The sequence below is a fragment of the Agromyces rhizosphaerae genome (assembly GCF_027925245.1).
Taxonomy (GTDB): domain Bacteria; phylum Actinomycetota; class Actinomycetes; order Actinomycetales; family Microbacteriaceae; genus Agromyces; species Agromyces rhizosphaerae.
Map to the genome: position 1 here is coordinate 3,448,859 of NZ_BSDP01000001.1, position 24,676 is coordinate 3,473,534.

General features: G+C 72.6%; 27 protein-coding genes and 2 tRNA genes. 10 read left to right on the forward strand and 19 right to left on the reverse strand.

Annotation, left to right across the window (positions count from 1 at the left end):
• The 5 genes from QMG39_RS16290 to QMG39_RS16310 all read left to right on the forward strand — a co-directional run bounded on the left by QMG39_RS16290 (position 1) and on the right by QMG39_RS16310 (position 4,050).
• A complete protein-coding gene (locus tag QMG39_RS16290; protein ID WP_281886823.1) occupies positions 1-1,005 on the forward strand; it encodes a beta-ketoacyl-ACP synthase III in 1,005 nt (334 codons plus the stop codon).
• A 68-nt stretch (positions 1,006-1,073) separates the two neighbouring features.
• Complete coding sequence (locus tag QMG39_RS16295; RefSeq protein ID WP_281886825.1) at positions 1,074-1,322, forward strand: acyl carrier protein; 249 nt, start codon at positions 1,074-1,076, stop codon at positions 1,320-1,322.
• A gap of 81 nt (positions 1,323-1,403) precedes the next feature.
• Positions 1,404-2,639 carry a beta-ketoacyl-[acyl-carrier-protein] synthase family protein gene (locus QMG39_RS16300; protein WP_281886827.1) on the forward strand — a complete coding sequence of 412 codons (1,236 nt, stop codon included), beginning with the start codon at positions 1,404-1,406 and terminating at the stop codon, positions 2,637-2,639.
• A gap of 106 nt (positions 2,640-2,745) precedes the next feature.
• Positions 2,746-3,291 carry a thioredoxin family protein gene (locus tag QMG39_RS16305; protein ID WP_281886828.1) on the forward strand — a complete coding sequence of 182 codons (546 nt, stop codon included), beginning with the start codon at positions 2,746-2,748 and terminating at the stop codon, positions 3,289-3,291.
• A gap of 9 nt (positions 3,292-3,300) precedes the next feature.
• On the forward strand, positions 3,301-4,050 hold the full coding sequence (locus QMG39_RS16310) for a cytochrome c biogenesis CcdA family protein (protein ID WP_281886830.1): 750 nt from the start codon (positions 3,301-3,303) through the stop codon (positions 4,048-4,050).
• Between the two features lie 154 nt (positions 4,051-4,204).
• Here the strand turns inward: QMG39_RS16310 and QMG39_RS16315 are convergent, their stop codons facing one another.
• Positions 4,205-4,723, reverse strand: a complete 519-nt coding sequence (locus QMG39_RS16315; RefSeq protein WP_281886832.1) for a DUF3145 domain-containing protein — start codon at positions 4,721-4,723, stop codon at positions 4,205-4,207.
• Between the two features lie 223 nt (positions 4,724-4,946).
• On the opposite strand from QMG39_RS16315, the gene QMG39_RS16320 reads away from it, so the two are divergent.
• Positions 4,947-5,555, forward strand: coding sequence for a PadR family transcriptional regulator (locus tag QMG39_RS16320; RefSeq protein WP_281886833.1), 609 nt, complete (start codon positions 4,947-4,949; stop codon positions 5,553-5,555).
• On the opposite strand, the gene QMG39_RS16325 is transcribed toward QMG39_RS16320, so the two are convergent.
• Positions 5,540-7,264 (reverse strand): bifunctional 3'-5' exonuclease/DNA polymerase, encoded by a 1,725-nt coding sequence (locus QMG39_RS16325; protein WP_281886836.1) that lies wholly within the window; start codon positions 7,262-7,264, stop codon positions 5,540-5,542. The two genes, QMG39_RS16320 and QMG39_RS16325, sit on opposite strands and share 16 nt — an antisense overlap.
• Positions 7,265-7,398: 134 nt before the next feature.
• Between QMG39_RS16325 and QMG39_RS16330 the strand changes: the two genes are divergently transcribed.
• Complete coding sequence (locus QMG39_RS16330; RefSeq protein ID WP_281886837.1) at positions 7,399-8,160, forward strand: putative endonuclease domain-containing protein; 762 nt, start codon at positions 7,399-7,401, stop codon at positions 8,158-8,160.
• Here QMG39_RS16330 and QMG39_RS16335 read toward each other — a convergent pair whose 3' ends face one another.
• The 5 genes from QMG39_RS16335 to QMG39_RS16355 form a co-directional block, all read right to left on the reverse strand.
• Positions 8,161-8,292 carry a hypothetical protein gene (locus QMG39_RS16335; RefSeq protein WP_281886839.1) on the reverse strand — a complete coding sequence of 44 codons (132 nt, stop codon included), beginning with the start codon at positions 8,290-8,292 and terminating at the stop codon, positions 8,161-8,163.
• 21 nt (positions 8,293-8,313) lie between these two features.
• On the reverse strand, positions 8,314-8,505 hold the full coding sequence (locus QMG39_RS16340) for a hypothetical protein (protein ID WP_281886841.1): 192 nt from the start codon (positions 8,503-8,505) through the stop codon (positions 8,314-8,316).
• Between the two features lie 88 nt (positions 8,506-8,593).
• Positions 8,594-9,004 (reverse strand): GNAT family N-acetyltransferase, encoded by a 411-nt coding sequence (locus QMG39_RS16345; protein WP_281886842.1) that lies wholly within the window; start codon positions 9,002-9,004, stop codon positions 8,594-8,596.
• A 5-nt stretch (positions 9,005-9,009) separates the two neighbouring features.
• Positions 9,010-9,492, reverse strand: coding sequence for an NUDIX domain-containing protein (locus QMG39_RS16350; protein ID WP_281886844.1), 483 nt, complete (start codon positions 9,490-9,492; stop codon positions 9,010-9,012).
• A gap of 9 nt (positions 9,493-9,501) precedes the next feature.
• On the reverse strand, positions 9,502-10,644 hold the full coding sequence (locus tag QMG39_RS16355; protein WP_281886846.1) for an enoyl-CoA hydratase/isomerase family protein: 1,143 nt from the start codon (positions 10,642-10,644) through the stop codon (positions 9,502-9,504).
• 213 nt (positions 10,645-10,857) lie between these two features.
• Here QMG39_RS16355 and QMG39_RS16360 point away from each other — a divergent pair, with 213 nt between their 5' ends.
• Complete coding sequence (locus tag QMG39_RS16360; protein WP_281886848.1) at positions 10,858-11,727, forward strand: carbohydrate kinase family protein; 870 nt, start codon at positions 10,858-10,860, stop codon at positions 11,725-11,727.
• Positions 11,728-11,750: 23 nt separating this feature from the next.
• On the opposite strand, the gene QMG39_RS16365 is transcribed toward QMG39_RS16360, so the two are convergent.
• The 3 genes from QMG39_RS16365 to QMG39_RS16375 form a co-directional block, all read right to left on the reverse strand.
• A tRNA-Ile gene (locus QMG39_RS16365) sits at positions 11,751-11,824 on the reverse strand.
• 9 nt (positions 11,825-11,833) lie between these two features.
• Positions 11,834-13,087, reverse strand: coding sequence for a glycosyltransferase (locus QMG39_RS16370; RefSeq protein ID WP_281886850.1), 1,254 nt, complete (start codon positions 13,085-13,087; stop codon positions 11,834-11,836).
• Between the two features lie 147 nt (positions 13,088-13,234).
• Complete coding sequence (locus QMG39_RS16375) at positions 13,235-14,152, reverse strand: DMT family transporter (protein ID WP_281886852.1); 918 nt, start codon at positions 14,150-14,152, stop codon at positions 13,235-13,237.
• Positions 14,153-14,193: 41 nt separating this feature from the next.
• Between QMG39_RS16375 and def the strand changes: the two genes are divergently transcribed.
• Positions 14,194-14,760 carry a peptide deformylase gene (gene def, locus QMG39_RS16380; RefSeq protein ID WP_281886854.1) on the forward strand — a complete coding sequence of 189 codons (567 nt, stop codon included), beginning with the start codon at positions 14,194-14,196 and terminating at the stop codon, positions 14,758-14,760.
• A gap of 15 nt (positions 14,761-14,775) precedes the next feature.
• Here the strand turns inward: def and QMG39_RS16385 are convergent, their stop codons facing one another.
• The 8 genes from QMG39_RS16385 to dusB form a co-directional block, all read right to left on the reverse strand.
• Positions 14,776-15,081 (reverse strand): AzlD domain-containing protein, encoded by a 306-nt coding sequence (locus tag QMG39_RS16385; protein ID WP_281886855.1) that lies wholly within the window; start codon positions 15,079-15,081, stop codon positions 14,776-14,778.
• Positions 15,078-15,833 (reverse strand): AzlC family ABC transporter permease, encoded by a 756-nt coding sequence (locus tag QMG39_RS16390; RefSeq protein ID WP_281886856.1) that lies wholly within the window; start codon positions 15,831-15,833, stop codon positions 15,078-15,080. Before QMG39_RS16390 ends, QMG39_RS16385 begins: the two co-directional genes overlap by 4 nt.
• Before the next feature lie 56 nt (positions 15,834-15,889).
• Positions 15,890-15,965 (reverse strand) — tRNA-Asn (locus QMG39_RS16395).
• A 69-nt stretch (positions 15,966-16,034) separates the two neighbouring features.
• The gene (locus tag QMG39_RS16400; protein ID WP_281886858.1) at positions 16,035-16,886 is read right to left on the reverse strand and encodes an ATP-binding cassette domain-containing protein; all 852 of its coding nucleotides are present in this window, start codon (positions 16,884-16,886) and stop codon (positions 16,035-16,037) included.
• A 79-nt stretch (positions 16,887-16,965) separates the two neighbouring features.
• Positions 16,966-18,594 carry an ABC transporter substrate-binding protein gene (locus QMG39_RS16405; RefSeq protein WP_281886859.1) on the reverse strand — a complete coding sequence of 543 codons (1,629 nt, stop codon included), beginning with the start codon at positions 18,592-18,594 and terminating at the stop codon, positions 16,966-16,968.
• A 163-nt stretch (positions 18,595-18,757) separates the two neighbouring features.
• Complete coding sequence (dnaG, locus tag QMG39_RS16410; RefSeq protein ID WP_281886861.1) at positions 18,758-20,632, reverse strand: DNA primase; 1,875 nt, start codon at positions 20,630-20,632, stop codon at positions 18,758-18,760.
• Between the two features lie 60 nt (positions 20,633-20,692).
• Positions 20,693-21,970 (reverse strand): deoxyguanosinetriphosphate triphosphohydrolase, encoded by a 1,278-nt coding sequence (locus QMG39_RS16415; RefSeq protein WP_281886862.1) that lies wholly within the window; start codon positions 21,968-21,970, stop codon positions 20,693-20,695.
• A 2-nt stretch (positions 21,971-21,972) separates the two neighbouring features.
• Positions 21,973-23,127: a tRNA dihydrouridine synthase DusB gene (gene dusB / locus QMG39_RS16420; protein WP_281886864.1), complete on the reverse strand. Its 1,155-nt coding sequence runs from the start codon at positions 23,125-23,127 to the stop codon at positions 21,973-21,975.
• A 95-nt stretch (positions 23,128-23,222) separates the two neighbouring features.
• Here dusB and QMG39_RS16425 point away from each other — a divergent pair, with 95 nt between their 5' ends.
• A complete protein-coding gene (locus tag QMG39_RS16425; RefSeq protein ID WP_281886865.1) occupies positions 23,223-23,708 on the forward strand; it encodes an aminoacyl-tRNA deacylase in 486 nt (161 codons plus the stop codon).
• On the opposite strand, the gene QMG39_RS16430 is transcribed toward QMG39_RS16425, so the two are convergent.
• Positions 23,692-24,525 carry an SDR family NAD(P)-dependent oxidoreductase gene (locus QMG39_RS16430; protein WP_281886867.1) on the reverse strand — a complete coding sequence of 278 codons (834 nt, stop codon included), beginning with the start codon at positions 24,523-24,525 and terminating at the stop codon, positions 23,692-23,694. The genes QMG39_RS16425 and QMG39_RS16430 overlap by 17 nt on opposite strands.
• Positions 24,526-24,676: the final 151 nt, after the last annotated feature.

Consider the following 24,676-nt stretch of genomic DNA (forward strand, 5'->3'; position numbering starts at 1 on the left):
ATGACGACCCCCACCCTCAAGCAGGCGACCGGCCCCGCGTACACGCGCATCCTCGCGATGGGCGCGGCCCGAGGCGACCGCATCGTGCCGAACGACGACCTGATCGGCCCGATCGACTCCTCCGACGAGTGGATCCGCCAGCGCACGGGAATCGTCACCCGCACGCGCGCGAGCGCCGAGATCGGCGCCGTCGACCTCGCCACGGAGGCCGCGCGCGAGGCCATCGAGCGCTCGGGTGTGGACCCCGCCGAGATCGACCTCGTCATCGTCGCCACGATCAGCAACACGCTCCAGACGCCGTCGATCTCCGCGATCGTCGCCGACCGCGTCGGCGCGAACCCCGCCGCCGCCTACGACTCGAACGCGGCCTGCGCCGGCTACGCCTACGCGGTCGCCCAGGCCGATGCACTGATCCGCACCGGCGCCGCGCACTACGCGCTCGTCATCGGCGCGGAGAAGCTCTCCGACGTCGTCGACCCGACCGACCGCTCGATCTCGTTCCTGCTCGGCGACGGTGCCGGCGCCGCCGTGATCGGCCCGAGCGAGACGCCCGGCATCTCGCGCACGGTCTGGGGCTCCGACGGCTCGAAGGCCGACGTGGTCTCCATGAACGCGAAGCTGGTCGACTTCCGCGACGGCACCGCCGAGTGGCCGACGCTGCGCCAGGAGGGCCCCGCGGTGTTCCGCTGGGCGGTCTGGGAGATGGCCAAGGTCGCCAAGCAGGCCCTGGAGGCCGCCGGCGTCGAGGCATCCGACCTCGCCGCCTTCATCCCGCACCAGGCGAACATGCGCATCATCGACGAGTTCGCCAAGCAGCTCGGCCTGCCCGACACGGTCGTCGTCGGCCGTGACATCGAGACCACCGGCAACACCTCCGCCGCATCCATCCCGCTCGCGACGCACCGCCTGCTGACCGAGCACCCCGAGCTGTCGGGCGGCCTCGCCCTGCAGATCGGATTCGGCGCCGGCCTCGTGTTCGGCGCACAAGTCGTGGTTCTTCCCTGAGCCGCATCCCACCCCGCCTCTAGACTGAACCCCGGTCATACGAGCGACATCACAAGGAGAAACGCACCATGGCACTGTCCACCGAAGAAGTCCTGGCCGGCCTGGCCGAGCTCATCAACGACGAGACCGGCATCGCGACCGACACGGTCGAGCTGGACAAGTCGTTCACCGACGACCTCGACATCGACTCCATCTCGATGATGACCATCGTGGTCAACGCCGAGGAGAAGTTCGACGTCAAGATCCCCGACGAGGAGGTCAAGAACCTCAAGACCGTCGGCGACGCCGTCGGCTACATCGTCAAGGCCCAGGCCTAGTCGCATCGAGTGGGGCCGGCCGCTCGACGGCCGGCCCCACGACATGCCCCCGCCACCCCCTCCCCGAGAGAGTCCATCGTCATGACCAAGAAGATCGTCGTCACGGGAATCGGCGCCACCACCCCCCTCGGAGGCACCGCCGCCGAGAGCTGGAAGGCGCTGCTCGCCGGCACCTCCGGCGCGCGCGCCATCGAGGCCGACTGGGTCTCCGAGCACGAGCTCCCCGTCACCTTCGCCGCACAGGCCACCGTGCCGCCCGCCGAGGTGCTGGCGCGCCACGAGACCAAGCGGCTCGACCCCTCGAGCCAGTTCGCCCTCATCGCGGGCCGCGAGGCCTGGGCCGACGCGGGCGCACCCGAGATCGCGCCCGAGCGCCTGGCCGTCGACTGGTCGACCGGCATCGGCGGCGTCTGGACGCTGCTCGACGCGTGGGACACGCTGCGCGAGCGCGGCCCGCGCCGCGTGCTGCCGATGACGGTGCCGATGCTCATGCCGAACGGCCCGGGCGCGGCGATCGGCATGGACCTGCATGCCCGCGCCGGCATCCGCACGGTCGTCTCCGCGTGTGCGTCGAGCACCGAGGCCATCGTCAACGCGTACGACCACCTGCAGGACGGCCTGGCCGACATGGTGATCGCCGGCGGCTCGGAGGCGGCGATCCACCCGCTGCCGATCGCGGCGTTCGCGTCGATGCAGGCGCTCTCGCGCCGCAATGACGAGCCGGCGGTCGCGTCGCGCCCGTACGACGTCTCCCGCGACGGCTTCGTGCTCGGCGAGGGTGCTGCGGCACTCGTGCTCGAGACCGAGGAGCACGCGAAGGCCCGCGGTGCCCGCATCTACGCCGAGGTGCTCGGCGGCGCCATCACGAGCGACGCGTACCACATCACCGCACCCGACCCCGAGGGCTCCGCCGCCGCGCGCGCGATGATCGCGGCGGTGCGGAACGCCGGCGCCGACCTGTCGGACGTGCGCCACATCAATGCGCACGCCACGAGCACGCCGGTCGGCGACATCGCCGAGTACAACGCACTGCGCCGCGTCTTCGGCGACGGGCTCGACGACATCGCCGTGACCGCCACCAAGTCGTCCACCGGGCACCTGCTCGGCGGCGCCGGCGCGATCGAGTCGATGTTCACCGTGCTGGCCCTGCACGAGCGCCTCATGCCGCCGACGATCAACCTCGTCGAGCAGGACCCGGAGATCCCGCTCGACGTGGTCACCGAGCCGCGTCCGCTGGGCGACGGCGACGCGCTGGCGATCAGCAACTCGTTCGGCTTCGGCGGCCACAACGCCGTCGCCGCGTTCCGCACCGCGTAGCGCGCCGCAGCAACGCGCCCGAGGGGCCGTCGCCAATCCTTACGGGGTGGTGACGGCCCCTCGGCCGTTGCGTGGGCGAGCGGCGACGGATGCCAGAATGGGCGGCGTGAACCCCCGGAACATCGCCCTCATCGTCGTCGGCGTGCTCGTCGCCGGCGGGGTCGCGATCGCCGTCGTCTTCGCCTCCACCGGCGGCGACGCGACCGACACCGCATCCACCCCGACCGCCAGTGCGAGCGCCGAGGCGGCCGAGCCGTCCGCCACGGAAGCGACCGAATCCGCGCAGCCGTCGGAGGAGCCCGCCGAGGCCGCTGAGCAGGAGGCCGCGGTGTCCCCCGGCGCCTACGTCGAGTACTCCCCCGCGGCGCTCGAGGCGGCCGAGGGCGAGAAGGTGCTGTTCTTCCACGCCACCTGGTGCCCGCAGTGCCGTGCGCTCGAGGCCGACATCCAGGGCTCGGGCGTGCCCGACGGCGTGACGGTGCTCAAGGTCGACTACGACTCGAACCAGGACCTCCGCGCGAAGTACGGGGTCACGCTGCAGACCACGCTCGTGCACGTCGACGAGTCCGGTGAGCTGATCGATCGCTACGTCGCGTACGAGCAGCCGGTGCTGGCGCCGTCGCTCGCCGCGCTCGGCATCGCCGGGAGCTGAACCCTCACCGTGCTCGCACTCACCCTCGCCTCGTTCGCCGCGGGCGTGCTGACCGTGCTGGCCCCGTGCGTGCTGCCGCTACTGCCCGTGATCGTGGGCGGATCGGTCGTGCGCACGTCCTCGGACGCGGCCGTCGCCGAACGCGCCTGGTACCGGCCGTTCGTCATCGCGGCGAGCCTCGCGGTCTCGGTGGTCGCCTTCACCATGCTGCTCAAGGCGACCACCGCACTGCTGGGCGTGCCCGTGCTGGTCTGGCAGCTCATCTCCGGTGTCATCGTCGCCGTGTTCGGGCTCACGCTCGCGATGCCGCGCACGTGGGAGCGCATCCAGCTCGCGACCGGGCTGCAGGCGGGCGGCGGTCGCCTGCTCGACGCCGGCTACCGGCGCGGCGGTCTCGGCGGTGACGTGATGCTCGGCGCGGCCCTCGGCCCCGCGTTCTCGAGCTGCAGCCCGACCTACGCGCTCATCGTCGCGACCGTGCTGCCGGCATCGCTCGCGGAGGGCACGCTCTACGTCTCGATGTACGCGGTGGGCCTCGCCCTGGCGCTGCTCCTGATCGGCCTCGCAGGCCAGGGGCTCGCCCGCAGGCTCGGCTGGCTGGCCGACCCGAACGGCTGGCTGCGGCGCACCGTCGGCGTGCTGCTCGTGATCGTCGGCGTCGGCGTGGTGCTGGGCCTGGACAAGCAGCTGCAGACCTTCGTGCTCGACCAGGGCTGGTACGCCCCGATCGAGGAGCTCGAGCGTTCGCTCCTGCCCTGAGCCGCCCTCGCCCACATGGGGGCGGGCGACGGATGCACCGTGTGCATCGCGCCGCCCGCGGGGCGAACCGGGTGGTTTCGCTCGGACGCGCCGCCGGGGAATCCCTCATCCGACGACGCGGAGCGCCACGCTGCCCGGCTCGCGGGCCCGACCGCTACCCCACCTTGTGCAGCCAGACCACGGGTGCGAAGTCGCTCGCGTGCCGGAACGGCTCGAGTTCGTCGTCCCACTCCTGCCCGAGCGCGAGCCGCAGCTCGCGGTGCAGCTCGACGGCGTCCGTCCCCGCGAGTTCCATCGCGTAGCGGATGCGGTCCTCGGGCACGACCATGTTGCCGGCCGTGTCGAGCTGCGCGTGGAAGACGCCGAGGTCGGGCGTGTGCATCCAGCGTGCGCCATCGACGCCGGGCGACGGATCCTCGGTCACCTCGAAGCGCAGGTGCTCCCATCCGCGCAGTGCCGACGCGATGGCCGCGCCCGTGCCCTGCACGGCCTCCCAGTAGAGCTCGCCGCGCTGCGCGCCGCGCAGCACGGGCTGCTCGCTCCAGTCGAGACTGACGGCGGTGCCGAGTGCGCGACCGATCGCCCACTCCACGTGCGGGCAGAGGGCGCGAGGCGCTGAGTGCACGTAGATCACGCCCCGCGCAGGTCGTGCCTGCCGAGTTGCATCCATCATCTCCTGCTCCGTTTCTCGAGGTGCGTCTTCCCCTACGACCTCAGGCAACGGATGGAGCTTCGTGTTCAGCTGTCGACGCGATCGCTCGCGTCGACCCCATCTTCCCCCAGGCCGGATCGAATGACAAGGGTGTGATCCGCGGGTCGTGAACGCGCGAACCGCATCGTGATGCGGCAGGAATCGGTATGCTCGGTGAGCAGATTCGATCCGACCCGGAGGAGACATGGCCGTCCGCGATGCGCTCCTCGCCCTGCTCACCGCGGGCCCGGCGTACGGGTTCCAGCTGCACAACGAGCTCTCCCGGCGCACCGGGGGCCGGCGCCGCATCAACGTCGGACAGACCTACGCGACGCTCGAGCGACTGACGAAGCAGTCGCTCGTCGAGTCGGCCGGTGCGACGCACGACGGGCTGCCGCTGCATCGACTCACCGCCTCGGGTCGCGAGGCCGCGCGGGCCTGGCTCGACGCCGAGGGCGAGCGCGACGCCGACGCCTGGGCCGAGACCGTGGACCGGGTGCTCATCGCGCTCTCGCTGCCCGACGTCGACGCGTCCCGCACGATCGCGCGCGAGGCGGTCTGGTGGGGCGCCCCGCCGGGTGATGACGGCGAGACGGATGCCTCGAGCCGGCCGGATGCCGCGGGGGCCGCCCTCCGCGCCCTGGCGGACGACGCAGACGCCGACCGCGCGCGGGCGATGGTGGCGTGGCTCGACCGCGCCGCCGGCGCCGCCTCCTCCGCCGACGTGGCGTTCCCCTTCTCCGCCGAGCGACCACGCCGCGGCAGGCGCCCGGTGGCCGCCGGCGAGGCACCCGCCGCTCAGGCGTCGGCGTAGCGCTCGACGACCGCGAGGTCGAGCGGGAAGTCGACCGGGGCGTCGCCGAACAGCAGTTCGGCCGCGCGCTCGGCCGCGGCGCGCACGACGTCGGCCGCCGCTTCCGCCTGCTCCGCCGGGGCGTGCACGATCACCTCGTCGTGGAGGAAGTAGACCAGGTGCGCGCGGCCCGCGAAGACCGGCCCCGATGCGGTGCCGCTCGAGGCGGAGTCGGTCGGCCCGAGTGCGTGCAGGCCGATGCGGATCTCGGCGAGCCAGCACAGCGCCCACTCGGCCGCGGTGCCCTGCACGACGAAGTTGCGCGTGAACCGGCCCCACTCCCGCGCCGCCGTGCGCGCGCGACGCTCGTCGGCCGGGGTCGCGTCGGGCTGCGACGCCGCCGACTGCAGCGCACGCCAGTCGGCGGACGGCAGCGGCGAGCTGCGCCCGAGCAGCGTCGACACCACGCCGCCGCGCTCGCCCACCTGCGCGGCCTCGTCGACGAGCCCCATCGCGCGCGGGTACGCCCGCCCGAGTCGCGGGGCCAGCCGGCCGCCGTCGCCGCTCGACGCGCCGTACATCGCGCCGAGCATCGCGACCTTCGCCTCGTCGCGGGTCGCGACCACGCCGCGCTGCACGATGCCGTCGTAGAGGTCCCTGCCCCGCGCCGCCTCGGCCATCGCGTCATCGCCGGCCATGGCCGCGAGCACGCGCGGCTCGAGCTGTGCGACGTCCGCGACGACCAGCCTCCAGCCCGGGTCGGCGACGACCGCGCCGCGCACGGCCTTCGGCAACTGCAGCGCGCCGCCGCCACGGGTCGCCCAGCGGCCGGTGACCACGCCGCCCGGCAGGTAGTCGGGGCGGAACCGGCCATCGCGCACCCACTCGTCGAGCCAGTGCCATCCGTTCGCCGAGAGCAGGCGGGCGAGCTTCTTGTACTCCAGCAGCGGCGCGATCGCCGGGTGGTCGAGCTCCTGCAGCTCCCACGCGCGGGTGCTGCGCACGGTCAGGCCGGCGCGCCGCAGGGCGCGCAGCAGGTCGGCCTGCGAGTCGGGCTGTACGGGACCGTCGAGCGCCGCGCCGATCTCGGCCTGCAGCTCCTCGAGCCGACGCGGCTTGCGGCCTACCGGAGGGCGGTCGCCCAGCGCAGCGACGAGCACGGACTCGTGGGCGTCACGTCGCCAGGGAATGCCGCCGGCGTGGATCTCGGCGGCGACGAGTGCCCCGGCCGACTCCGCGGCGAGCAGGAGGCGCAGCCTGGAGGCATCCGCCCCCGCAGCCTCGAGCGCCGCCTCCTGCCGCTCGTGCTCGGCCATGGACTCGGCGGCGGAATGCAGGTCGGCCGGCGGCTTCAGGCCAGCGGATGCCTCGAACTCGCCGAGCTCGAAGAGCGGCGTCGCGGCGTGCCGGGCGGTCGGCACGTGCTCCTCGGGCGGCGCCTCCCATCCGGCGTCCGCGCCCGCCTCGGGGTCGTAGGCGTCGACGGCGGCCGACGCGCGCAGGATCGCCCGGGCGAGCCGAAGGTCGTGGCAGCGCTCGACGCGCACACCCGCGGCGAGCAGGGGGCGGTACCAGTGCCGGGTGTCGCTCCACACCCAGCGCGGCTCGTCGGCCTCGAGCTCGGCCACACGAGCGGCGAGGCGGTCCTCGGCGACCCGTTCGACCACGCCCGCGTCGAGGTGCACGATCGACGGCGCGCCGGACGCGGCGCGGGCGAGGAGGAGCTGCACCGTTCCATTCTGGCGTGCGCGCGGGCGTGGGTCCGTCGGGTGTCAGCGGATGGTGGCAGCATCCGGGGCATGACGAGGATGCAGCCCCACCTGCCCGAGCCCGACCGTGCCGTGACCGACCTCGGGACGGCCCGATGACCGCCGTGCGCTTCGGCTGCGGCCACGGCTCCCCGCGTGGCGACGGCGTCGTGTCGCTCTCACGCCAGTGCCCGCTGTGCATGCTGCTCGATGAGACGCACCGCTCGCGCCGGGAACTCATCGCGAAGGCCGCTCCCCCGGACCGGCGCGCGGTCGCCATCGAGACGCGCGTGGGCGCCGAGTACGAGTGGCGCTGCGCCCGTGGGCACGATCGGTACCGGGCGACCGTGCGCGCGGTGCTCACGGGCCCGAGCTGCGCCAAGTGCATCCGCAACGCCGCCTCCCCCGGCGCCGGCCGAGAGGCGGGCCTGGCGTTCATGAAGCCCGGCCTGCGCACGCGTACCTCCGCGACCGAGCAGCGACTGCGGATCATGCTCGCCCGCCGCATCCGCCTGCACCACAAAGTGAACGCGGTGCGAACGGCGCGCATGTTCTACGGCAAGCAGGAGGTGTGGCCCGACATCCTCGTGCCGCAGCTGCGCATCGCCGTCGAGTACGACGATCCGGGCCGCGGCGGGCGCGCGCACCGCGGGCTGAAGGAGGGCTCCGACCAGGAGAAGGATGAGGCGCTGAACGAGGTGGGCTGGGAGGTCATCCGCATCCGCGCTCGCGGACTCGAGCCCCTCGGCCCCTACTCGGTCGTGTGCGCGGGCCTCACCGAGGACGCCGTCGACGAGGTCGTGCGGCTCATGCGCGAGATCCGCGGCGATGCGGCGGTCGATGCACTGCGCGTGCCGGAGGACGCGGTCTCGACCTGATCACTCGTCGTCGTCATCGTCCTCGTGCCGCATCCGCACGAGGCGCACGACCGCGAGCACGAGGGTCGTGACGAGCGACGCGACCACGAGCAGCGCGAACGCGATCCCGGTCGGGGTGGAGATGTCGAGCATGCAGCGAGACTACCCCGCCGGCTACACGTCGCCGGCGATACGGCCGTGGCGCCCGACGTCGGTCTGCGCCTCCGCGAGGTTCATGTTCTGGTCGGTCTCGCGCGACCCGTACGTGTGCACCTTCGGGTCGTCCCTGCGGATGAAGAAGTACCACGACGCGCCGCCCACCACCACGACGAACACCACGATCCCGATGAGCAGCTGGAGGTCCATGACGCCACGGTACCGGGTTGCGGTCCGCAGGCTCCGGAACTCCACAGCGCCGGATGGTCGGCCCGATGGGCGGATGCGCCGGGCCCGGTCAGAACCGCCGGGCCATGCCCACCGAGGCGGGCGCGGTCTCCGCGAAGCCGAACTGGGCGTACAGGTGCTTCGCGTCGCCGTCGGCGATCAGCGAGACGTAGCCGCCCTCGGGCACCCGTGCCTCGAGGTCGGCGACGAGCGCGGCCATGATGCGCTTGCCGAGCCCCCGGCCCTGGTGCTCGGGCCGCACGCAGATGTCGACGACCTGGAAGTGGCAGCCGCCGTCGCCGATCACGCGCCCCATGCCCACCGACTCACCATCGTGCCGCACCACGACCGACGACCACGAGTTCGGCAGCGCGATGCGCGCGGCCGCCTCGGACTTCGGGCTGAGGCCCGCGACGACGCGCAGTTCGCGGTACGTCTCCACGCTCGGCGTCTCGGCGACGACCTCGTAGGCGGCATCCATGGCGTTCATCGTAGGGGCGGCCGGGCGAAGCGCGTCGCGCGATCGGGGGCGAGGGCCGCGTCGATGCGCTCGCGGTGGTCGGCGCCGAGGTCGGGCGGCAGCCCGTCGAGCGGGAACCAGCGGGCGGTGGCCGGCTCAGGGGCATCCGTCGCCTGCTCCACCCGCAGGCGGAACACGAGGTTGAGGTACTGCGCGCGATCGCCGTTCGCGTACCGGAGCGGGCGGGTGACGTGCACCCACGCGAGTTGCTCGACGGTGGCATGAGTTCCCGCTTCGGCGTGGACCGCACGCTCGATCGCCGGCGCCGGCTCCTCCCCCGGGCCGAGCACCGCGGCGACGGGCGCCCAGAGTCCGGTCTCGGGGCGTCGGACGAGCAGCGTGCGCGAGGCATCCGCGTCGATCACCACGCCGGTGACACTCAGCAGCCAGAGCGGGGCGTGCCCGACCGCGGCCCGCAACCGGGCCACGTGGTCATCGGCGGCGCCCACGCGCGCCCGCTACGACTCGGTCTCGGGAATCGCGAGGCCGCGGTCGAAGACGCTGTGGCGCAGCGCGGTGTCCATCGCGGCGACGATGTCGGTGAGGTCGACGTGCGAGAGGTCGGCGGGCTGCCAGTCGGGCACGACGTCCTGGTGGAGCGACTCGGTGTTCTGGGCGACGAGGGCCTGCACGCCGGTGAAGAGGTCGGGCTGGGTCGTGAACCAGCGGGCCAGGCGGAGCTCGCGCTCGAGGGCCTCGCGCAGCGTCTCGCCGTCGCGGGCGGCGCGCACCGAGCGCAGGGTCGCGACGAGCGCGGTCGGCGACAGCTTCAGCAGCGTCTCGGCGGCCTCGCCCGCGGCCTTCGCCGCGTCGGGATCGTTCGACGTCTCCGCGCTCACGCCCTCGACCGTGCGGCCGTTCGAGAACGCCCAGAGGCGCTCGAGGATCTGCTCGACGGTGTCGGCCGAATAGCAGGCGTCGACCCAGTCCTGCCGGCCCAGCACCGGAGACGGGCCGGCGTCGACCGCGAATCCGGCGACGACGGACTCGGGCGCTCCGCCCGAGGCATCCGACAACGCCTCGACCAGCTCACCCACGCGCTCGGCCGGCACGACATGGTCGGCGAAGCCCAGCGCGACGGCGTCGGCAGCGGTCAGGTCGACCGAGTTCAGTGCCAGGTAGGTGCCGATCTCGCCCGGGGTGCGCGCGAGCCGCCAGGTCGCCCCGCCGTCGGGCACGAAGCCGTAGCCGGTCTCGGGCTGCCCCAGGTTCACCCGATCGGTGACCACGCGCGTCGAGACGTGGCCGCCCAGCGAGATGCCGCCGCCCATCGTCATGCCGTGCATGATCGACACGACGGGCTTGGGGTACTCGGCGAGCTTCGCGATCACCCGGTACTCGTTGCGGAAGAACACCGTGCCGATGGTCATGCCCTCGGCGGCCCGCGCCAGGATCTCGCGGAAGTCGCCGCCCGCGCAGAAGCCGAAGTCGCCGGCGCCGTCGAGCAGCACGGCCGAGACGGCGTCGTCCGTCTCCCAGGCCTCGAGCGTCTCCATGAGCGCGGCCATCATCTCGAGGTCGATCGCGTTGATCACCTCCGGCCGGCTGAGGCTCAGGTGACCGAGGGAACCGTGGACGGAGGCGGCGACAGGCGTGGGCACCTGCCCTACGCTACTGGGCTTCGGGGCGTCGAATGAACCGGCGCGACGCAGAGGCACATGATCCGTTCGCGGGCACGCCGGTACCTGAGCGGTCCTCGCCCGACGGAACCGCGCACCCCCCGATGAGCAGACGAATCCTCAGCGTTGCGAGGGTGACGGCCCGCCCTGCGAGGATTGAGCGGATGCCGCGTCCAGCGGCCGAACGGAGCGCACGTGAGCAGCAGGGTCGTGGTGTCGGGGCCGACGTCGTGGAACCGGATCGTGCAGGTCGACCACCTGCCCGAACCGGTGCCGCACATGCAGTTCGCCCTCGGCGACCACGAGACCGTCGGCGGCACGTCGGCCGGCAAGGCCCTGGGTCTCGCAGCGCTCGGGCGCCCGGTCGAGCTGTTCACCGTGATCGGTTCCGACCCCGATGGCGACCGCCTCCGCGCCATCCTCGCCGGAGTCGCCGGCCTCGAACTCGACCTCGTCGACGGCGTGCGCACCGAACGCCACCTCAACCTGATGACCGAGGCGGGCGAGCGGGTCTCGATCTACCTCTCGACGCCCGACGACCGCCCCTCGCCCGCCGACCGCCGTCTCGAGGCGGCGATGACGGATGCCGCGGTCATCGTGCTCGACCTTTCCGAGCGCTCGCGGCGGCTCATCCCCACTGCCCGGGCGGCCGGTCGCCCGATCTGGACCGACCTGCACGACTACGACGGCACGAGCGAGTACCACCAGCCCTTCCTGGACGCCGCCGACGTGGTGTTCATGAACGCCGATCGTATCGGCGAGCCGATGCCGTTCCTTCGGCGTGTGGTCGGCAACGGTGCCCGCCTCGCGGTCTGCACGCTCGGCGCGGACGGCGCGATCGCGGTCTCGTCGGACGGCGCGACGGTCGTCGAGCATCGAGTCGACGCGGTGCCGGTCGACGTGATCGACGCGAACGGTGCGGGCGATGCATTCATGTCGGGCGTGCTGCACGCGATGCTCGACGGTGCCGACGTCGACGCGGCGCTCGAGGCCGGCGCACGCCACGCGGCATCCGTGCTCGTCACCCGGCACCTGCACCCGTCGCTCGACGCGATCCTCGGCTGAGCCGGCGGCGCGCCGACAGGCGGTAGGGCGGACGGGACTTGAACCCGTGACCGATGGATTATGAGTCCACTGCTCTAACCAGCTGAGCTACCGCCCCGCGCGACGGTCACTCGGAACGAAGGGCCGACGCACCATCGGTGATCGGGTCGACCACCGGCTCACCACGATACAGGCTCTCGAACGTCGTCAGCGTGCGCTGGATGTCGTGCGCCGCGATCAGTCGGAGCGACTCGTTCTTGAACTCGGCGTAGCGCTGCGGGTCGGCCTCGAGCACCATGCGCAGCTTCGCCGCGAGGTCCTCCGGGCTGCCCGGCTCGAAGAGGTAGCCGTTCTCGCCGTCGTGCACGAGGTGCGGCAGCGCCATGGCGTTCGCGGCCACGACCGGCAGCGCAGAGGCCATCGCCTCCATGGTCACGATCGACTGCAGCTCCGCGATCGACGGCATGGCGAGCACGGATGCCCGGTGGTAGATCTCGCGGAGCTGCTCATCGGTCACGTAGCCGGTGAAGGTCACGCGGTCCGCGATGCCGAGCTCCGCCGCGAGGTGCTCGAGGTTGCGCTTCTGGTCGCCGCCGCCGACGATCTCGATCTTCGCGTCGAGCTCGGCCGGCAGCAGGGTCGCGGCGCGCAGCAGCACGTCGATCTGCTTCTCGCCGGTGACGCGGCCCACGAACACGATGCGGTTCTCGGTGCGCGGCTCCCAGTTCGGCGAGTAGCGTGCGGCATCGACGCCGCACGAGATGGCGTGCACGCCCGTGAGGCCGGTGTACTTCTCGAGGAACTCCGCAGCACGGCGGGTGGGGGTCGTCACGGCCTCGGCGCGGCCGAACGTGCGGCGCGCGGCCTTCCAGGCGAGCCCGACCGCCCACTCCTGCCAGCCCTTGGGGATCATGGTGAACTCGAGCATGTTCTCGGGCATGAAGTGATTGGTGCCGATGATGCGGATGCCGCGGGCCTGCGCCTCGATCGACAGGCCGCGGCCCACGACGATGTGCGACTGGAAGTGCACGACGTCGGGCTTGACCTCGTCGAGGATGCGCGCGCTGTTCGCGCGGATGCGCCACGGCAGCGCGAACCGCAGCCAGTCGTGCGGGTACCAGCGCCAGCTGTGCAGGCGGTGCGCGATGATCTCCCGGCCCTCGTGCACCTCGGTCCACGTGCCGCTCCGGCGACTCGGCGACGGCGCGACGACGTGCACCTCGTGACCGCGCTCGACGAGGCCTGCGGCGAGCCGCTCGGCGAACCGCGCGGCGCCGTTCACGTCGGGTGCGAAGGTGTCGGCCCCGATCAGGACGCGCAGCGGCCGCTCGGATTCCGCCGCTTCGGGCAGGTCGGCATGCGCATCGGGGGTGGCAGACACGTGGTGGTGGTCCTGTTCGGTCAACGGTGAGGGGGAAAGCGAAACGCCCGGTTCACCGCCGATTCGGGTGGTCAGCGGCGTGAACAGCACCCTAGCCTAACCCGGCCGGCGCCCTTCGGAGTTGCGCGCATTTCGCCCGGTACACGCTCAGGGGCGCGTCTGCGGGTGATGGCGCGCGAGCTCGAACACGCCCCAGACCGCGATGATCCCGGTCACGACGAAGATGACGCTGGCCCACGGCGGCGCCTGCGAGGCCTCTCCGAGCACGACGATGCCGATGCCGACCGCGACCATCGGGTCGACCACGGTGAGGCCCGCGATCACGAGGTCGGGCGGGCCGGTCGCGTACGCGTTCTGCACGAAGTACGCGCCGAGCGCGGTGGCGGCGAGCAGGGCGATCACGCAGAGCAGGGTGAGCCAGTCGAACTCGCCCTGCTCGATGCGCCCGAGGATCACCTTCGCGAGGGTGGCGACGAACCCGTAGAGGAACCCGGCGCCGAGCACGTAGAAGATCGCCCGCATGCGGTGCCTGAGGAAGGCGAACGCGGTGCCGAGCAGCGCCAGCGTGACCGCGAGGATGCCCAGGATCGTGTAGAGGTCGGCGTTGGTCACCGGCGTGTCGACGGCGGTGAACGCGGCGACGCCGACGAACAGGAAGACGCCGCCGACGCACATCGAGATCGCGATGATCGACCGGCGGTTGAGCTTCACCTTCGCGACCCTGGAGTTCAGGATCGCCGTGATCACGAGCGCGATCGCACCGAGCGGCTGCACCACGATCAGCGGCGCGAAGTACAGGCTCGAGAGCTGGAACGCGATCGCCAGGCCGAGCATGACCGTACCGAGCACCCACGACGGCCGCGCCAGCAGCAGCGCGAGCTGCCGGCCGTTCAGGCCCTTGCCGACCGACGTGACGGTGTTCGATTCGACCTTGGTCACGCCGCGGTGCTGGAACTGCGCGCCGAGCGACAGGAAGACGGCGCCGATGAGCGCGAGCGGGATGCCGATGAACTGCGTCGGATCGAGCGCGATCTGCTCGGTCAAGTCGGCCAGGTCCGGATCCACGCTCCGACACTACCCTTCGGCGGCACGGATATCCTTGTGCCATGGCCGTCCTCCCGATCCGCATCACGGGCGACCCCGTGCTCCACGCCCCTGCCGATCCGGTCGAGCAGATCGACGACGAGCTGCGCACGCTCGTGCGCGACATGTTCGAGACGATGGATGCCGCGCCCGGCGTGGGTCTTGCCGGCCCGCAGGTCGGCGTGCCGCTGCGCCTGTTCACGTTCGGCTGGGTCGACGACGACGACCTCGAATGGCGCGGCGTCGCGATCAACCCCGAGCTCTGGCTGAGCCCCACGATCCCGGGCGACCCCGACGAGGCGACCGAGTCCGAGGGCTGCCTCTCGTTCCCGGGTGAGCGGTTCCCGCTCCGCCGCGCCGAGCGCGCGCTGCTGCGTGCGACCGACCTCGACGGCGAGCAGTTCGAGATCGAGGCCGAGGGCTGGCTCGCACGCATCTTCCAGCACGAGTACGACCACCTCGACGGCGTGCTCTACGTCGACCGCCTCGGCGAGGGCGACCGCAAGACCGTCGCGAAGGTCACGCGAAAGGCCGGCTGGGGCGTGCCGGGCGTGAGCTGGATGCCCGGGGTCGACGACCTCGAGGGGTGAGCGCCACCGCTGCGGTCAGGTGACGGCACGGATGCCCGCTGCCACCGCCGCAGCGGCCGCGACGACGAGCACGAACGGCACGCGTACCGCGTAGAGCGCGGCGGCGACGATGAGCGCCGGGATGCGGGCGTCGACCACGAGGGCCTGTCCTGCGCCGAGCGCCTGCACCGCGATGAGCGCCGCGAGGAGCGCGATCGTGAGCAGGTCGGCGATGCGCGCGGGCCGCTCGCGCTCGAGGAACCCGGCGGGCACGAGGTAGCCGAGGAACTTGAGCGCGGCAGTCGCGACCGAGGCGACCAGCACGATGTGCCAGAGCGTCATGCACCCACCCCCTGCTCCGCGCGGCGGCCGAACAGGTTCCACCAGCCGACGATGACCGCGACCACCGCGGCGACGAGCACGGGCAGCCCGGGCGCCAGCACCGGGGTCGTCAGCGCGGCGACGACCGCGGCCGCCGCGGCGACGGCTCCCGCCTGCACCGACTTCAGGCGCGGCCAGAGCAGCCCGAGGAACGCGGCCGCGGCGGCGGCGTCCAGCCCCCAGGCCGAGGTGTCCCCCAGCGCATCGCCGATCAGGGCGCCGGCCAAGGTGGTGAGGTTCCAGCCGACGTAGATGGCCGCGCCGGTCGCCCAGAACCCGACCCGCTGCAGCGACGGCACCCGCTGCGCGAGCGCCACGGCGACCGACTCGTCGATGGTCCACCACGGGGCGACGATGCGCTTCCACCCGGTCGGCCGGACGATGGGCGCCATGCCCATGCCGTACACGACGTTGCGGAGCCCGAGCATGACCGAGCTCGCGATCGCCGCCGGCCCGGCCGCCGCGCCGCCCGCGGCGATCACGCCGACGAGCGCGAACTGCGACCCGCCCGTGAACATGACGAGGCTGAGCACGCACGCCTGCCAGACGTCGAGGCCGGCGGCCACCGCGAGCGCGCCGAACGAGATGCCGTACGCGGCCGTCGCGAGCCCCACGGCGAGGCCGTCGCGCACCACGCTCGCGCGAGCACGAGGGTCGAGCCCAGGGGCATCCGTCGCCGGGTCTTCCGGGGCCCGATCGCGGTCGTCGGCCATCGCTCCCCGTCCCCTGAATGCCGAAGCCCCGCATCCGTGAGGAGTGCGGGGCTGGATGGCTCCTCCACTTGGACTCGAACCAAGAACCTATCGGTTAACAGCCGATTGCTCTGCCAATTGAGCTATGGAGGATCGCGCGAGGGCCTCAGCTACTTTAGCAAACGCGAGCCCGCGTTCCCAATCGAGGCCACCTCTGCCGAGTCAGGCGGTCGCGTCGTCGAGCAACTCCTCCGGAAGGTCGCGGAAGTACGCCTCCGAGAGACGCTTGACGTAGGGGTGGATCGGGTCGTCGAGCACCTCCTCGAGCGTGCCGAGCGCGACCATCTCGCCGTGGTCGAGCACGGCGATGCGGTCGGCGATGCGGTCGAGCACGGCGAGGTCGTGGCTCACGATCAGCGCCGAGAACGCGCGCTCGCGCTGGATCTCGCCGATGAGGTCGACCACCGCGTCGCGCACGGTCACGTCGATGCCGGCGGTCGGGTCGTCGGCGATCAGCAGCGTCGGCTCGAGGATGAGCGCGCGCGCCAGCGCCACGCGCTGGCGCTGCCCGCCCGACAGCTCGTAGGGGAACTTCGGCATCATGTGCAGCGGCAGGCGCACGGCGTCGACCATCGCCGCCACCTTCGCGGTCAGCGAGCGCCGGGAGTACCGGTGGTCGCGCAGCAGCACGGGCTCGCCCACGATCTCGGCGACCGTGCGGTCGGGCGAGAGCGTCATCGCGCCGTCCTGCGCCAGGTGGCCGACGTCGAACGCGAGCTCGACCGCCTTGCGACGGCTGAGCCCGCGCATGCGGTAGCCGAGCACGGTCGCCTCTCCCCCGGTGATCACGGGCGCCGCGCGGTGCGTGTCGTGGAGGTGGTCGCCCGCGAGCACGTTGGCCACGGTGCTCTTGCCCGATCCGGCCGCGCCGAGCAGGCCCACGACCTCGCCCGGCGCCACGTCGAGCGTGAACCCGCGCACCGCGACGTACGCCGGGCTCGCGCCGTGCGGCGGGTACTCGATCGTGAGGTCGCTGGCGCTGATGGGGTATCCGTGTGCTGCTCCGTGGGTCACGTCACCCACCTTCTCCCACTTCGCGGGGATTCGCCATGTCGCAACACGCACGAAGCGGACGATTCGGTCACGTTTCTCCTCACTGCGTCGCCAGAGCCCCGTACCGGAAGAGGAGCGAGGCGTCGAGGGTCTCCTCGAGGCCGGTGACGTCGGTGCCGGCGACCACCGTCTGCGCGCCCTGCAGCACCGGCAGCGACGGCAGGTCGTCGGCGACGAGCTCCTGGATCTCCTCGATCAGCGCCACCCGGTCGTCGGCGTCCGGCTCGGTCGCCTGGTCGATGATGAGGTCGGTCACCTCGTCGTTCTCGTAGTGGTTCGCGAGGTACCCGTCGGGCAGGAAGAACGGGGTCAGGTAGTTGTCGGCGTCCGCGTAGTCGGGGAACCAGCCGAGCTGGTACGCCGGGTAGGCGTCGGCGACGCGCTGCTCGCTGAACTCCTCCCACCCGGTGCCCTCGAGCGCGACGGTGAACAGGCCGTCGGCCTCCAGCTGCTCGGCGATCGCCGCGAACTCGGCCTCCGAGTCGGGTCCGTACCGATCGGTCACGTACTGGAGTTCGAGGGCGACCGGGGTCTCGACGCCGGCGTCGTCGAGGCGTGCCGCAGCCGCATCCGCATCGGGCCCGCCATCGCCGTCGCCGTAGCGCTCGAGCAGCGACTCCGTCGCGCCGGGCAGCCCCGTCGGCACGTACCCCTGCAGGGGCGTGAACGTACCCAGGTAGACCTCGTCGGAGAGCGCCGTGCGGTCGATGAGGTCGGCGACCGCACCACGCACCGCCAGCGCCTGCTCCTCGTCGGCCTCGGCGGTCTCGGCGCCGTAGGGCATGGTGGCGAGGTTGAGCACGATGAATCGGATCTCACCGCCCGGCCCCTCGACGACCTGCACCGCGTCGCTCTCGCGCAACTCGGCGATGTCCGCCGGCGCGAGCGTGCGATGGGCGACGTCGATGTCGCCCTCCTCCACGTGCAGCCGCAGCTCCGAGGCGTCGTCGTAGTAGGTCACCTCGACCGTCTCGGTCGCGGCGGGGCCGAGCAGGCCCGCGTAGCCGGCGTTCGCGCGGTACGTGATCTGCTCCTCCGGCAGGAACTCCTCGATCACGTACTGGCCCGCGAACGGCTGCCCGTCGACGATGTCCTCGTCGGGCGTCACTGCGTCGGCGGCGAACACCTCCTCGTCGACGATCGGCCCGACCGGGCTCGACAGGATGAACGGGAAGATCTGGTCGTCCTCGGTGAGCAGCGAGAAGACGACAGTGAGGTCGTCGGTCGCCTCGACCCCGGCGAGGTTGTACAGCAGCGAGGACGGGCCGTCGGCATCGGCGATCGCCAGCTGCCGGTCGAACGTGAACTTCACGTCGGACGCCGTCAGGTCGTTGCCGTTCGCGAAGGTCAACCCCTCCTTCAGGGTCACCGTGTACTCGGTGGGCGAAGTGAACTCGGCCGACTCCGCGATGTCGGGCTCGACCACCGAGCTGCCGTACGGCGCGCTCATCAGGAACGGGTAGACCTGGCTCATCACCTGGAACGAGCCGCTGTCGTACGACCCCGCCGGGTCGATGCTCGTGACCCGCTCGGTCGTGCCGATCGTGATCGGCGCCTCGCCCTCGGCGTCGTCGACCTCGCCCGCGGTGCAGCCCGCGAGCACGAGCACGGCGACGGATCCCGCCGCGACGACGACGCCACGGCGTGTGTGTGCGGCTGCACCGGACATGTGCGCTCGCCTCCCCCTGCGTGCGGAGGGCTCGGCCCTTCGGCCTGCACGTCGAAATCCCCCCCAGCGCTACCCTAACCACACGCCGGGGGCGAGCCGCCCAGCAGGTTCTCAGGGGCGGGTGGGCGGATGCCCCGGGCCGCCGTGCGACCCCGGGGCGCGATCAGTCCTCGCGGAGCGCCCGACGGTCGGCCTCGACGGCCACGAGCGCGCGCTGCACCGCCGTGTACGCGTCGCGGTCCGCGGCATCCGTGCGCTGCAGGCGGCCCAGCAGCTCGGCCTTCTGGCGGAGCAGCTCGCGGTCGACGAGCGAGGTGACGACCCCGCGCACGTACGCGGCGAGCTCGCGCTCGCTGCGCTCGGGGATGGGGGCGACGGCGAGCTGGTGCACGAGTCCGGCGAAGCTGGGCGGCACCTCGGCGACGACCCGGGTGACGAGCTCGCGGGCGCCGCCCGCCGCGAACGCCGAGGAGACGCCGTCGCGCACGACCGCGAGGGCCTGGTTGCCGAAGCGGCAGTCGACCGCCTGGCGCAGCAGCTGCTCGCCCACCTCGTCGGGGTGCTGCAGCACGGCCTGCAGCGCATCGCGCTCGAGCCGGGTGGCGGGGTCGGGCGGCAGGTCCGCGATCGAGAACGGTCGCTCGACGGGGGCGGCGGATTCCAAGGGCTCGCCGGGTCGCTCGCCTCGCGCCTCCCGGGCGGGCGCCTGGCGCGTGCCTCCGCCGCGGCCCCCCGCCTGCACGGCGCGCTGCACCTCGCCGAGCTCCGTGCCGAGCATCCGCGCGAGCTCGCGCGCGTAGCCGGGGCGGAGCGACGGGTCGCGGATCTCGGCGACAACGGGCGCCGCGGCCCGGAGCGCGGCGACGCGCCCCTCGACCGTCTCGAGATCGTACTGCTCGAGCGTGTGGCGGATCACGAACTCGAACATCGGCGTCTTGCGGTCGATGAGCCCGCGCACGGCGGCGTCGCCGCGCTCGAGGCGCAGGTCGCACGGGTCGAGGCCCTCCGGGGCGACCGCGACGAAGGTCTGCGCGGCGAAGCGCTTCTCCTCGCCGAAGGCGCGCATCGCGGCCTTCTGCCCCGCGGCATCCGGATCGAAGGTGAAGATCACCTCGCCGAGCCCGCTGTCGTCGCCGAGCACGCGCCGCAGCACGGTGATGTGCTCGGGCCCGAACGCCGTGCCGCAGGTCGCGACCGCGGTCGTGACGCCCGCGAGGTGGCACGCCATGACGTCGGTGTAGCCCTCGACGACGACCACGCGCCGGCCGCGCGAGATGTCGCGCTTGGCGAGGTCGAGCCCGTAGAGCACCTGGGCCTTGTGGTACACCGGCGTCTCGGGGGTGTTGAGGTACTTGGGGCCCTTGTCGTCGTCGAGCAGGCGCCGGGCGCCGAACCCGACCGTCTGGCCCGTGATGTCGCGGATCGGCCAGACCAGCCGCCCGCGGAAGCGGTCGTAGTGGCCGCGGTCGCCGCTCGAGACGAGGCCGGCAGCCGCGATCTCGTCGTCGCGGAAGCCCTTGCCGCGCAGGTGCTTCAACAGCGCGTCCCAGCTCTTCGGCGCGTACCCGACGCCGAAGCGGCGCGCCGCCTCGGCGTCGAACCCGCGCTGGCCGAGGAACTTCCGCCCCGGCTCCGCGTCGGGGGCGCCCAGCCGCTCGACGAAGAACTCGGCCGCCGCCTGGTTCGCGGCGAGCAGGCGTGCGCGGTTGCCGTGCTCCTCGGCCCGCCCGCCGTCCTCGTAGTGCAGCTCGAACGCGATGCGGCCCGCGAGGCGCTCGACCGCCTCGGTGAAGGTGACGTGGTCCATCTTCTGGAGGAAGGTGTACACGTCACCCGACTCGCCGCAGCCGAAGCAGTGGTAATAGCCGAGCTGGGGCCTGACGTGGAAGCTCGGGCTGCGCTCGTCGTGGAACGGGCAGAGTCCCTTCATCGAGCCCACGCCCGCGGACTTCAGGCTCACGTGCTCGCCCACGATGTCGGCGATGTTCGTGCGGGCCTTCACTTCCTCGACATCACCCTGTCGAATACGGCCCGCCATGGAGTCGATCCTAGCCAGCGCAGCGAGCGCGGAGGCCCGCCCCGCGGCATCCGCCCGCCGTCATGCCTGTGGAGGGGTCGAACCGCGCTGCACGAGCCGCTCGTACCAGGCGAGCGCCGATTGGTCGGTGAGGCTCGCGACCTGGTCGACGACGACCCGCTTGCGCGCCGCGTCGTCGGCCGCTGCGCGCCAGTCGGCTGCGAACCCGACGTCGAGGTGCTGCTCCCCCGTGGCCAGCAGGTGATCGGCGAGGTCGGCGAGGATGCGGCGCTGCTGCGCGTAGACCGGCTGCCGGGCGTTGGTCGCCATGACGAAGGTCGCGACGATGCCCTTCATGACCGCGATCTCGGCGCGGATCTCGCTCGGCACGACGACGTCGGCGTCGAACCGGATGAGGCTCGCCATCGGGAACGCGGCACGGGTCTCGTGGGTCGCGGTGACGGCGAACCGGCCGATCAGCTGGCTCGTGAAGTTCTTCAGACGCCCCTGCTCGATGCGCTGGCCGCTCCACTCGTGCGGCCACAGCTCCATCGCGGCGAGCCGGTCGAAGGCCTCCGCCAGCTCGTCGGCCGGCACCGAGCCCCCGACCCAGTCGCCCATCGACTCGAGCAGCGCGTCGTGGTCGGCTCGCGCATTCAGGGCCGCGACGTCGATGTAGCCGTTCACGATGGCGTCCTCGAAGTCGTGCACCGAGTACGCGATGTCGTCGGAGAGGTCCATCACCTGGGCCTCGATGCAGAGCCTGCGCTCGGGCGCGCCGCGCCGCATCCACTCGAAGACGTCGGCGTCGTCGGCGTAGTAGCCGAACTTCTGCCGGCCGCTCGGGTCGGCGACCGAGCTCGACGCGGCCCACGGGTACTTGCAGCTCGCGTCGAGGCTCGCCCGGGTCAGGTTCAGCCCGAACGGCTGGCCGTCGTCGCCGAACACCTTCGGCTCGAGCCGGGTCAGGATGCGCAGGGTCTGCGCGTTGCCCTCGAACCCGCCGACGTCGGCCGCCCACTCGTTCAGCCCGTGCTCGCCGTTGTGACCGAACGGCGGGTGCCCCAGGTCGTGCGCGAGGCACGCGGTGTCGACGACGTCGGGCGAGAGGCCGAGGCTCGCGCCGATCTCCCGGCCGACCTGCGCCACCTCGAGCGAGTGGGTGAGGCGGTTGCGGGCGAAGTCGAGGCCGAGCGTGGGGCTCAGGACCTGCGTCTTCGCCGCCAGGCGCCGCAGCGAGCTCGAGTGCAGCAGGCGGGCGCGATCGCGCTCGAAGTCGCCGCGCCGGCTGTACTGCTGCTCCGGATGGCGCCGCTCGGTGTCGGCGTCGTCGTATCCGCCGAAGAGTCGATCGCGCACGCCTACCCGCCGCTCGTGTCGAGTTCGGCGTCGACGAGGCGCGCCCGGTCGTCGCCCACGAGCTCACGCGAGTCGAGCCATCCGTCGGGCAGTGCCGGGCGCTTGGGCGTGCCGGCGCGGCCCCGCGGGCCCTCGGCGCCCTCGCCCGGGTAGGGCGTGTCGGCGTCCAGCGTGCCGAGCAGCTCGTCGAGCTGGGCGAGCGACTCGACCGTCGCGAGCTTGGCCCGCAGCTCGCCGCCCACGGGGTACCCCTTGAAGTACCAGGCCACGTGCTTGCGGATGTCGCGGCAACCGCGCTCCTCCGACTCGAAGAACTCCGCGAGCAGTTCGGCGTGCCGGCGGAACGCCGTCGCGACCTCGCCCAGCGTGGGCTCGGCCTTGCGGTGCCCGCCGCGGAACGCCGAGGCCAGGTCGCCGAAGAGCCACGGCCGCCCGAGGCATCCGCGCCCCACCACGACCCCGTCGCAGCCGGTCTCGTCGACCATGCGCAGCGCGTCGTCGGCCGACCAGATGTCGCCGTTGCCGAGCACGGGCACGCTCGTGACGGTCTCCTTGAGCTTCGTGATCGCCGACCAGTCGGCCTGCCCCGAGTAGAACTCGCTCGCCGTGCGGGCGTGCAGGGCGACGGATGCCACACCGGCACCCTCCGCGATGCGCCCGGCCTCCAGGTAGGTGAGGTGGTCGCCGTCGATGCCCTTGCGCATCTTGATCGTGAGCGGCACGTCGCCCGCGGCGCGCGTCGCACCCTCGACGATCGCGCGGAACAGGTCGGTCTTCCACGGCAGGGCCGCGCCGCCGCCCTTGCGGGTGACCTTGGGCACGGGGCATCCGAAGTTCAGGTCGATGTGGTCGGCACGGTCCTCGGCGACCAGCATCGTGACGGCCTCGGCGACCGTCTTCGGGTCGACGCCGTAGAGCTGGATCGAGCGCGGGGTCTCCGACTCGTGGTGGCGGATGAGGCGCATCGACTCGGGGGTGCGCTCGACGAGCGCGCGGCTCGTGATCATCTCGCTGACGTACAGGCCCGCGCCGTACTCGCGGCACAGCCGCCGGAACGCGGTGTTCGTGATGCCCGCCATCGGCGCGAGCACGACGGGCACCTCGAGCTCGATCGGGCCGATCGAGAGCGGGCGTACGGGGGTGGTGATCGTTGGCATCGCTCTCGATTCTCCCAGACGAGGCGGCCGTTCCGGGACGTCGGCGGTTCGGCGGCACGTAGGATTCGGGCAGATCGAGTGCGGGGAGGACGCGGATGCCACGGTTCGAGGGGCTCACCGGAGTCGAGCGCGTGCGCGCCGACGCCGCCGAGCGCGGGCTCGAGATCGACGTGATCGAGCGGCCCGCGGCGCGCAGCCTCGAGGAGGCGGCCGAGCTGCTCGGCATCACGCCCGGCGACATCGTGAAGTCGCTCGTCGTGAAGCGCAGCGACGACACCTACGTCTTCGCCCTCGTGCCCGGTGGCCGGAAGATCTCGTGGCCCAAGCTGCGCGCGCTGCTCGGGGTGAACAAGCTGCGACTGCCCGAGGCGTCGCTCGCGCTCGCCGCGACCGGCTACGAGCGCGGCACGATCACGCCGCTCGGGTCGCACACGGAGTGGCCGGTCGTCGTCGACGAGGCCGTCGTCGGGCGCCGGGTGTCGATGGGCGCGGGCGAGCACGGCCGCAGCCTCTTCGTCGACGCCGATGCGCTCATCGCGGCGCTCGACGCGACCGTCGCCGACATCAGCGAGCCCGAGTAGATCCGCCGCGCGACCGGCGCACGACGGCGTCGACCTGCCGGTGCACCAGGCCGGGGGCGAGGCGCGCCGCCAGGTGCGACAGCCGCGCCGATCGGCCGGGAACGATCAGGAACCGGTTCCGGCGGATGCCCGCAAGCAGCTCGCGCGCGACGACGTCCGCCGTGAGCAGCGAGGCGTTCGCGCTCACCGCGTGCGTCTCCGGCGGCTTGGTGCGCGCTTCGGCGGCGAGCCCCGGGGTGTCGGTGTCGGGCGGGCAGAGCACCGAGACGCCGATGCGCTCGGCGGCCAGCTCGCTGCGCAGCGCCTCGGAGAACCCGACGACCCCGAACTTCGAGGCGGCGTAGTCGGTGAAGCCCGCGATGCCGATCAGCCCGCCCAGCGAGCCGACGGTCGCGATGTGGCCGGTACCGCGCTCCCGCATCGCGGGCAGCACGGCGTGCACCGAGAGCCAGGTGCCGGCGAGGTTGATGCGGAGCGTCTCGTCGAGCTGCGCGGCGGTGACGTCCTCGAAGCGCCGCGGGATGGCGCGTCCCGCCGCCGTGACGAGCAGGTCGGGCACGCCGTGCGCGTCCATCGCCGCGGTCAGCGCGGGTGCGATGGCGTCGACGTCACCGACGTCGAGTCGCACGGTGGCGACGCGCTGGTCCTCGCGACGGCGCCGGGCCGCGACCGCTTCGCGCGCGTCGGCGAGCTGCTCCGCACCCCGGGCGACGAGCACCACGTCGGCGCCCTCCGCGGCGAGCCGCTGCGCGGCGGCGAGTCCGATGCCGCTGGAACCCCCGGTGATGAAGACCAGTCGTCCGTGGTAGCCGTCCATGCCCCCACGTCTACCAGACCGGAGCCCTCGGCGGGCCGGACCGGCGCGTGGGTGGCCGCCTGACCGGCCGGCGTTGCACGCGGATGCGGAGATCTCGGCCGACACGCCGGTGAGCGGATGCCGCCGTCGGCGTGTCGCGGAGAGTCTCCGC

Excerpts from the sequence above, each read along its gene's own strand:
- QMG39_RS16290 (WP_281886823.1), top strand. The coding sequence starts at position 1 with ATGACGACCCCCACCCTCAAGCAGGCGACCGGCCCCGCGTACACGCGC.
- QMG39_RS16425 (WP_281886865.1), top strand. The coding sequence starts at position 23,223 with ATGCCACGGTTCGAGGGGCTCACCGGAGTCGAGCGCGTGCGCGCCGAC.
- QMG39_RS16320 (WP_281886833.1), top strand. The coding sequence starts at position 4,947 with ATGGCCGTCCGCGATGCGCTCCTCGCCCTGCTCACCGCGGGCCCGGCG.
- QMG39_RS16385 (WP_281886855.1), bottom strand. The coding sequence starts at position 15,081 with ATGACGCTCTGGCACATCGTGCTGGTCGCCTCGGTCGCGACTGCCGCG.
- QMG39_RS16345 (WP_281886842.1), bottom strand. The coding sequence starts at position 9,004 with ATGGATGCCGCCTACGAGGTCGTCGCCGAGACGCCGAGCGTGGAGACG.
- QMG39_RS16430 (WP_281886867.1), bottom strand. The coding sequence starts at position 24,525 with ATGGACGGCTACCACGGACGACTGGTCTTCATCACCGGGGGTTCCAGC.
- QMG39_RS16300 (WP_281886827.1), top strand. The coding sequence starts at position 1,404 with ATGACCAAGAAGATCGTCGTCACGGGAATCGGCGCCACCACCCCCCTC.
- QMG39_RS16295 (WP_281886825.1), top strand. The coding sequence starts at position 1,074 with ATGGCACTGTCCACCGAAGAAGTCCTGGCCGGCCTGGCCGAGCTCATC.
- QMG39_RS16315 (WP_281886832.1), bottom strand. The coding sequence starts at position 4,723 with ATGATGGATGCAACTCGGCAGGCACGACCTGCGCGGGGCGTGATCTAC.
- QMG39_RS16330 (WP_281886837.1), top strand. The coding sequence starts at position 7,399 with ATGACCGCCGTGCGCTTCGGCTGCGGCCACGGCTCCCCGCGTGGCGAC.
- dnaG (WP_281886861.1), bottom strand. The coding sequence starts at position 20,632 with ATGGCGGGCCGTATTCGACAGGGTGATGTCGAGGAAGTGAAGGCCCGC.
- QMG39_RS16335 (WP_281886839.1), bottom strand. The coding sequence starts at position 8,292 with ATGCTCGACATCTCCACCCCGACCGGGATCGCGTTCGCGCTGCTCGTG.
- QMG39_RS16390 (WP_281886856.1), bottom strand. The coding sequence starts at position 15,833 with ATGGCCGACGACCGCGATCGGGCCCCGGAAGACCCGGCGACGGATGCC.
- dusB (WP_281886864.1), bottom strand. The coding sequence starts at position 23,127 with ATGCCAACGATCACCACCCCCGTACGCCCGCTCTCGATCGGCCCGATC.
- def (WP_281886854.1), top strand. The coding sequence starts at position 14,194 with ATGGCCGTCCTCCCGATCCGCATCACGGGCGACCCCGTGCTCCACGCC.
- QMG39_RS16340 (WP_281886841.1), bottom strand. The coding sequence starts at position 8,505 with ATGGACCTCCAGCTGCTCATCGGGATCGTGGTGTTCGTCGTGGTGGTG.
- QMG39_RS16405 (WP_281886859.1), bottom strand. The coding sequence starts at position 18,594 with ATGTCCGGTGCAGCCGCACACACACGCCGTGGCGTCGTCGTCGCGGCG.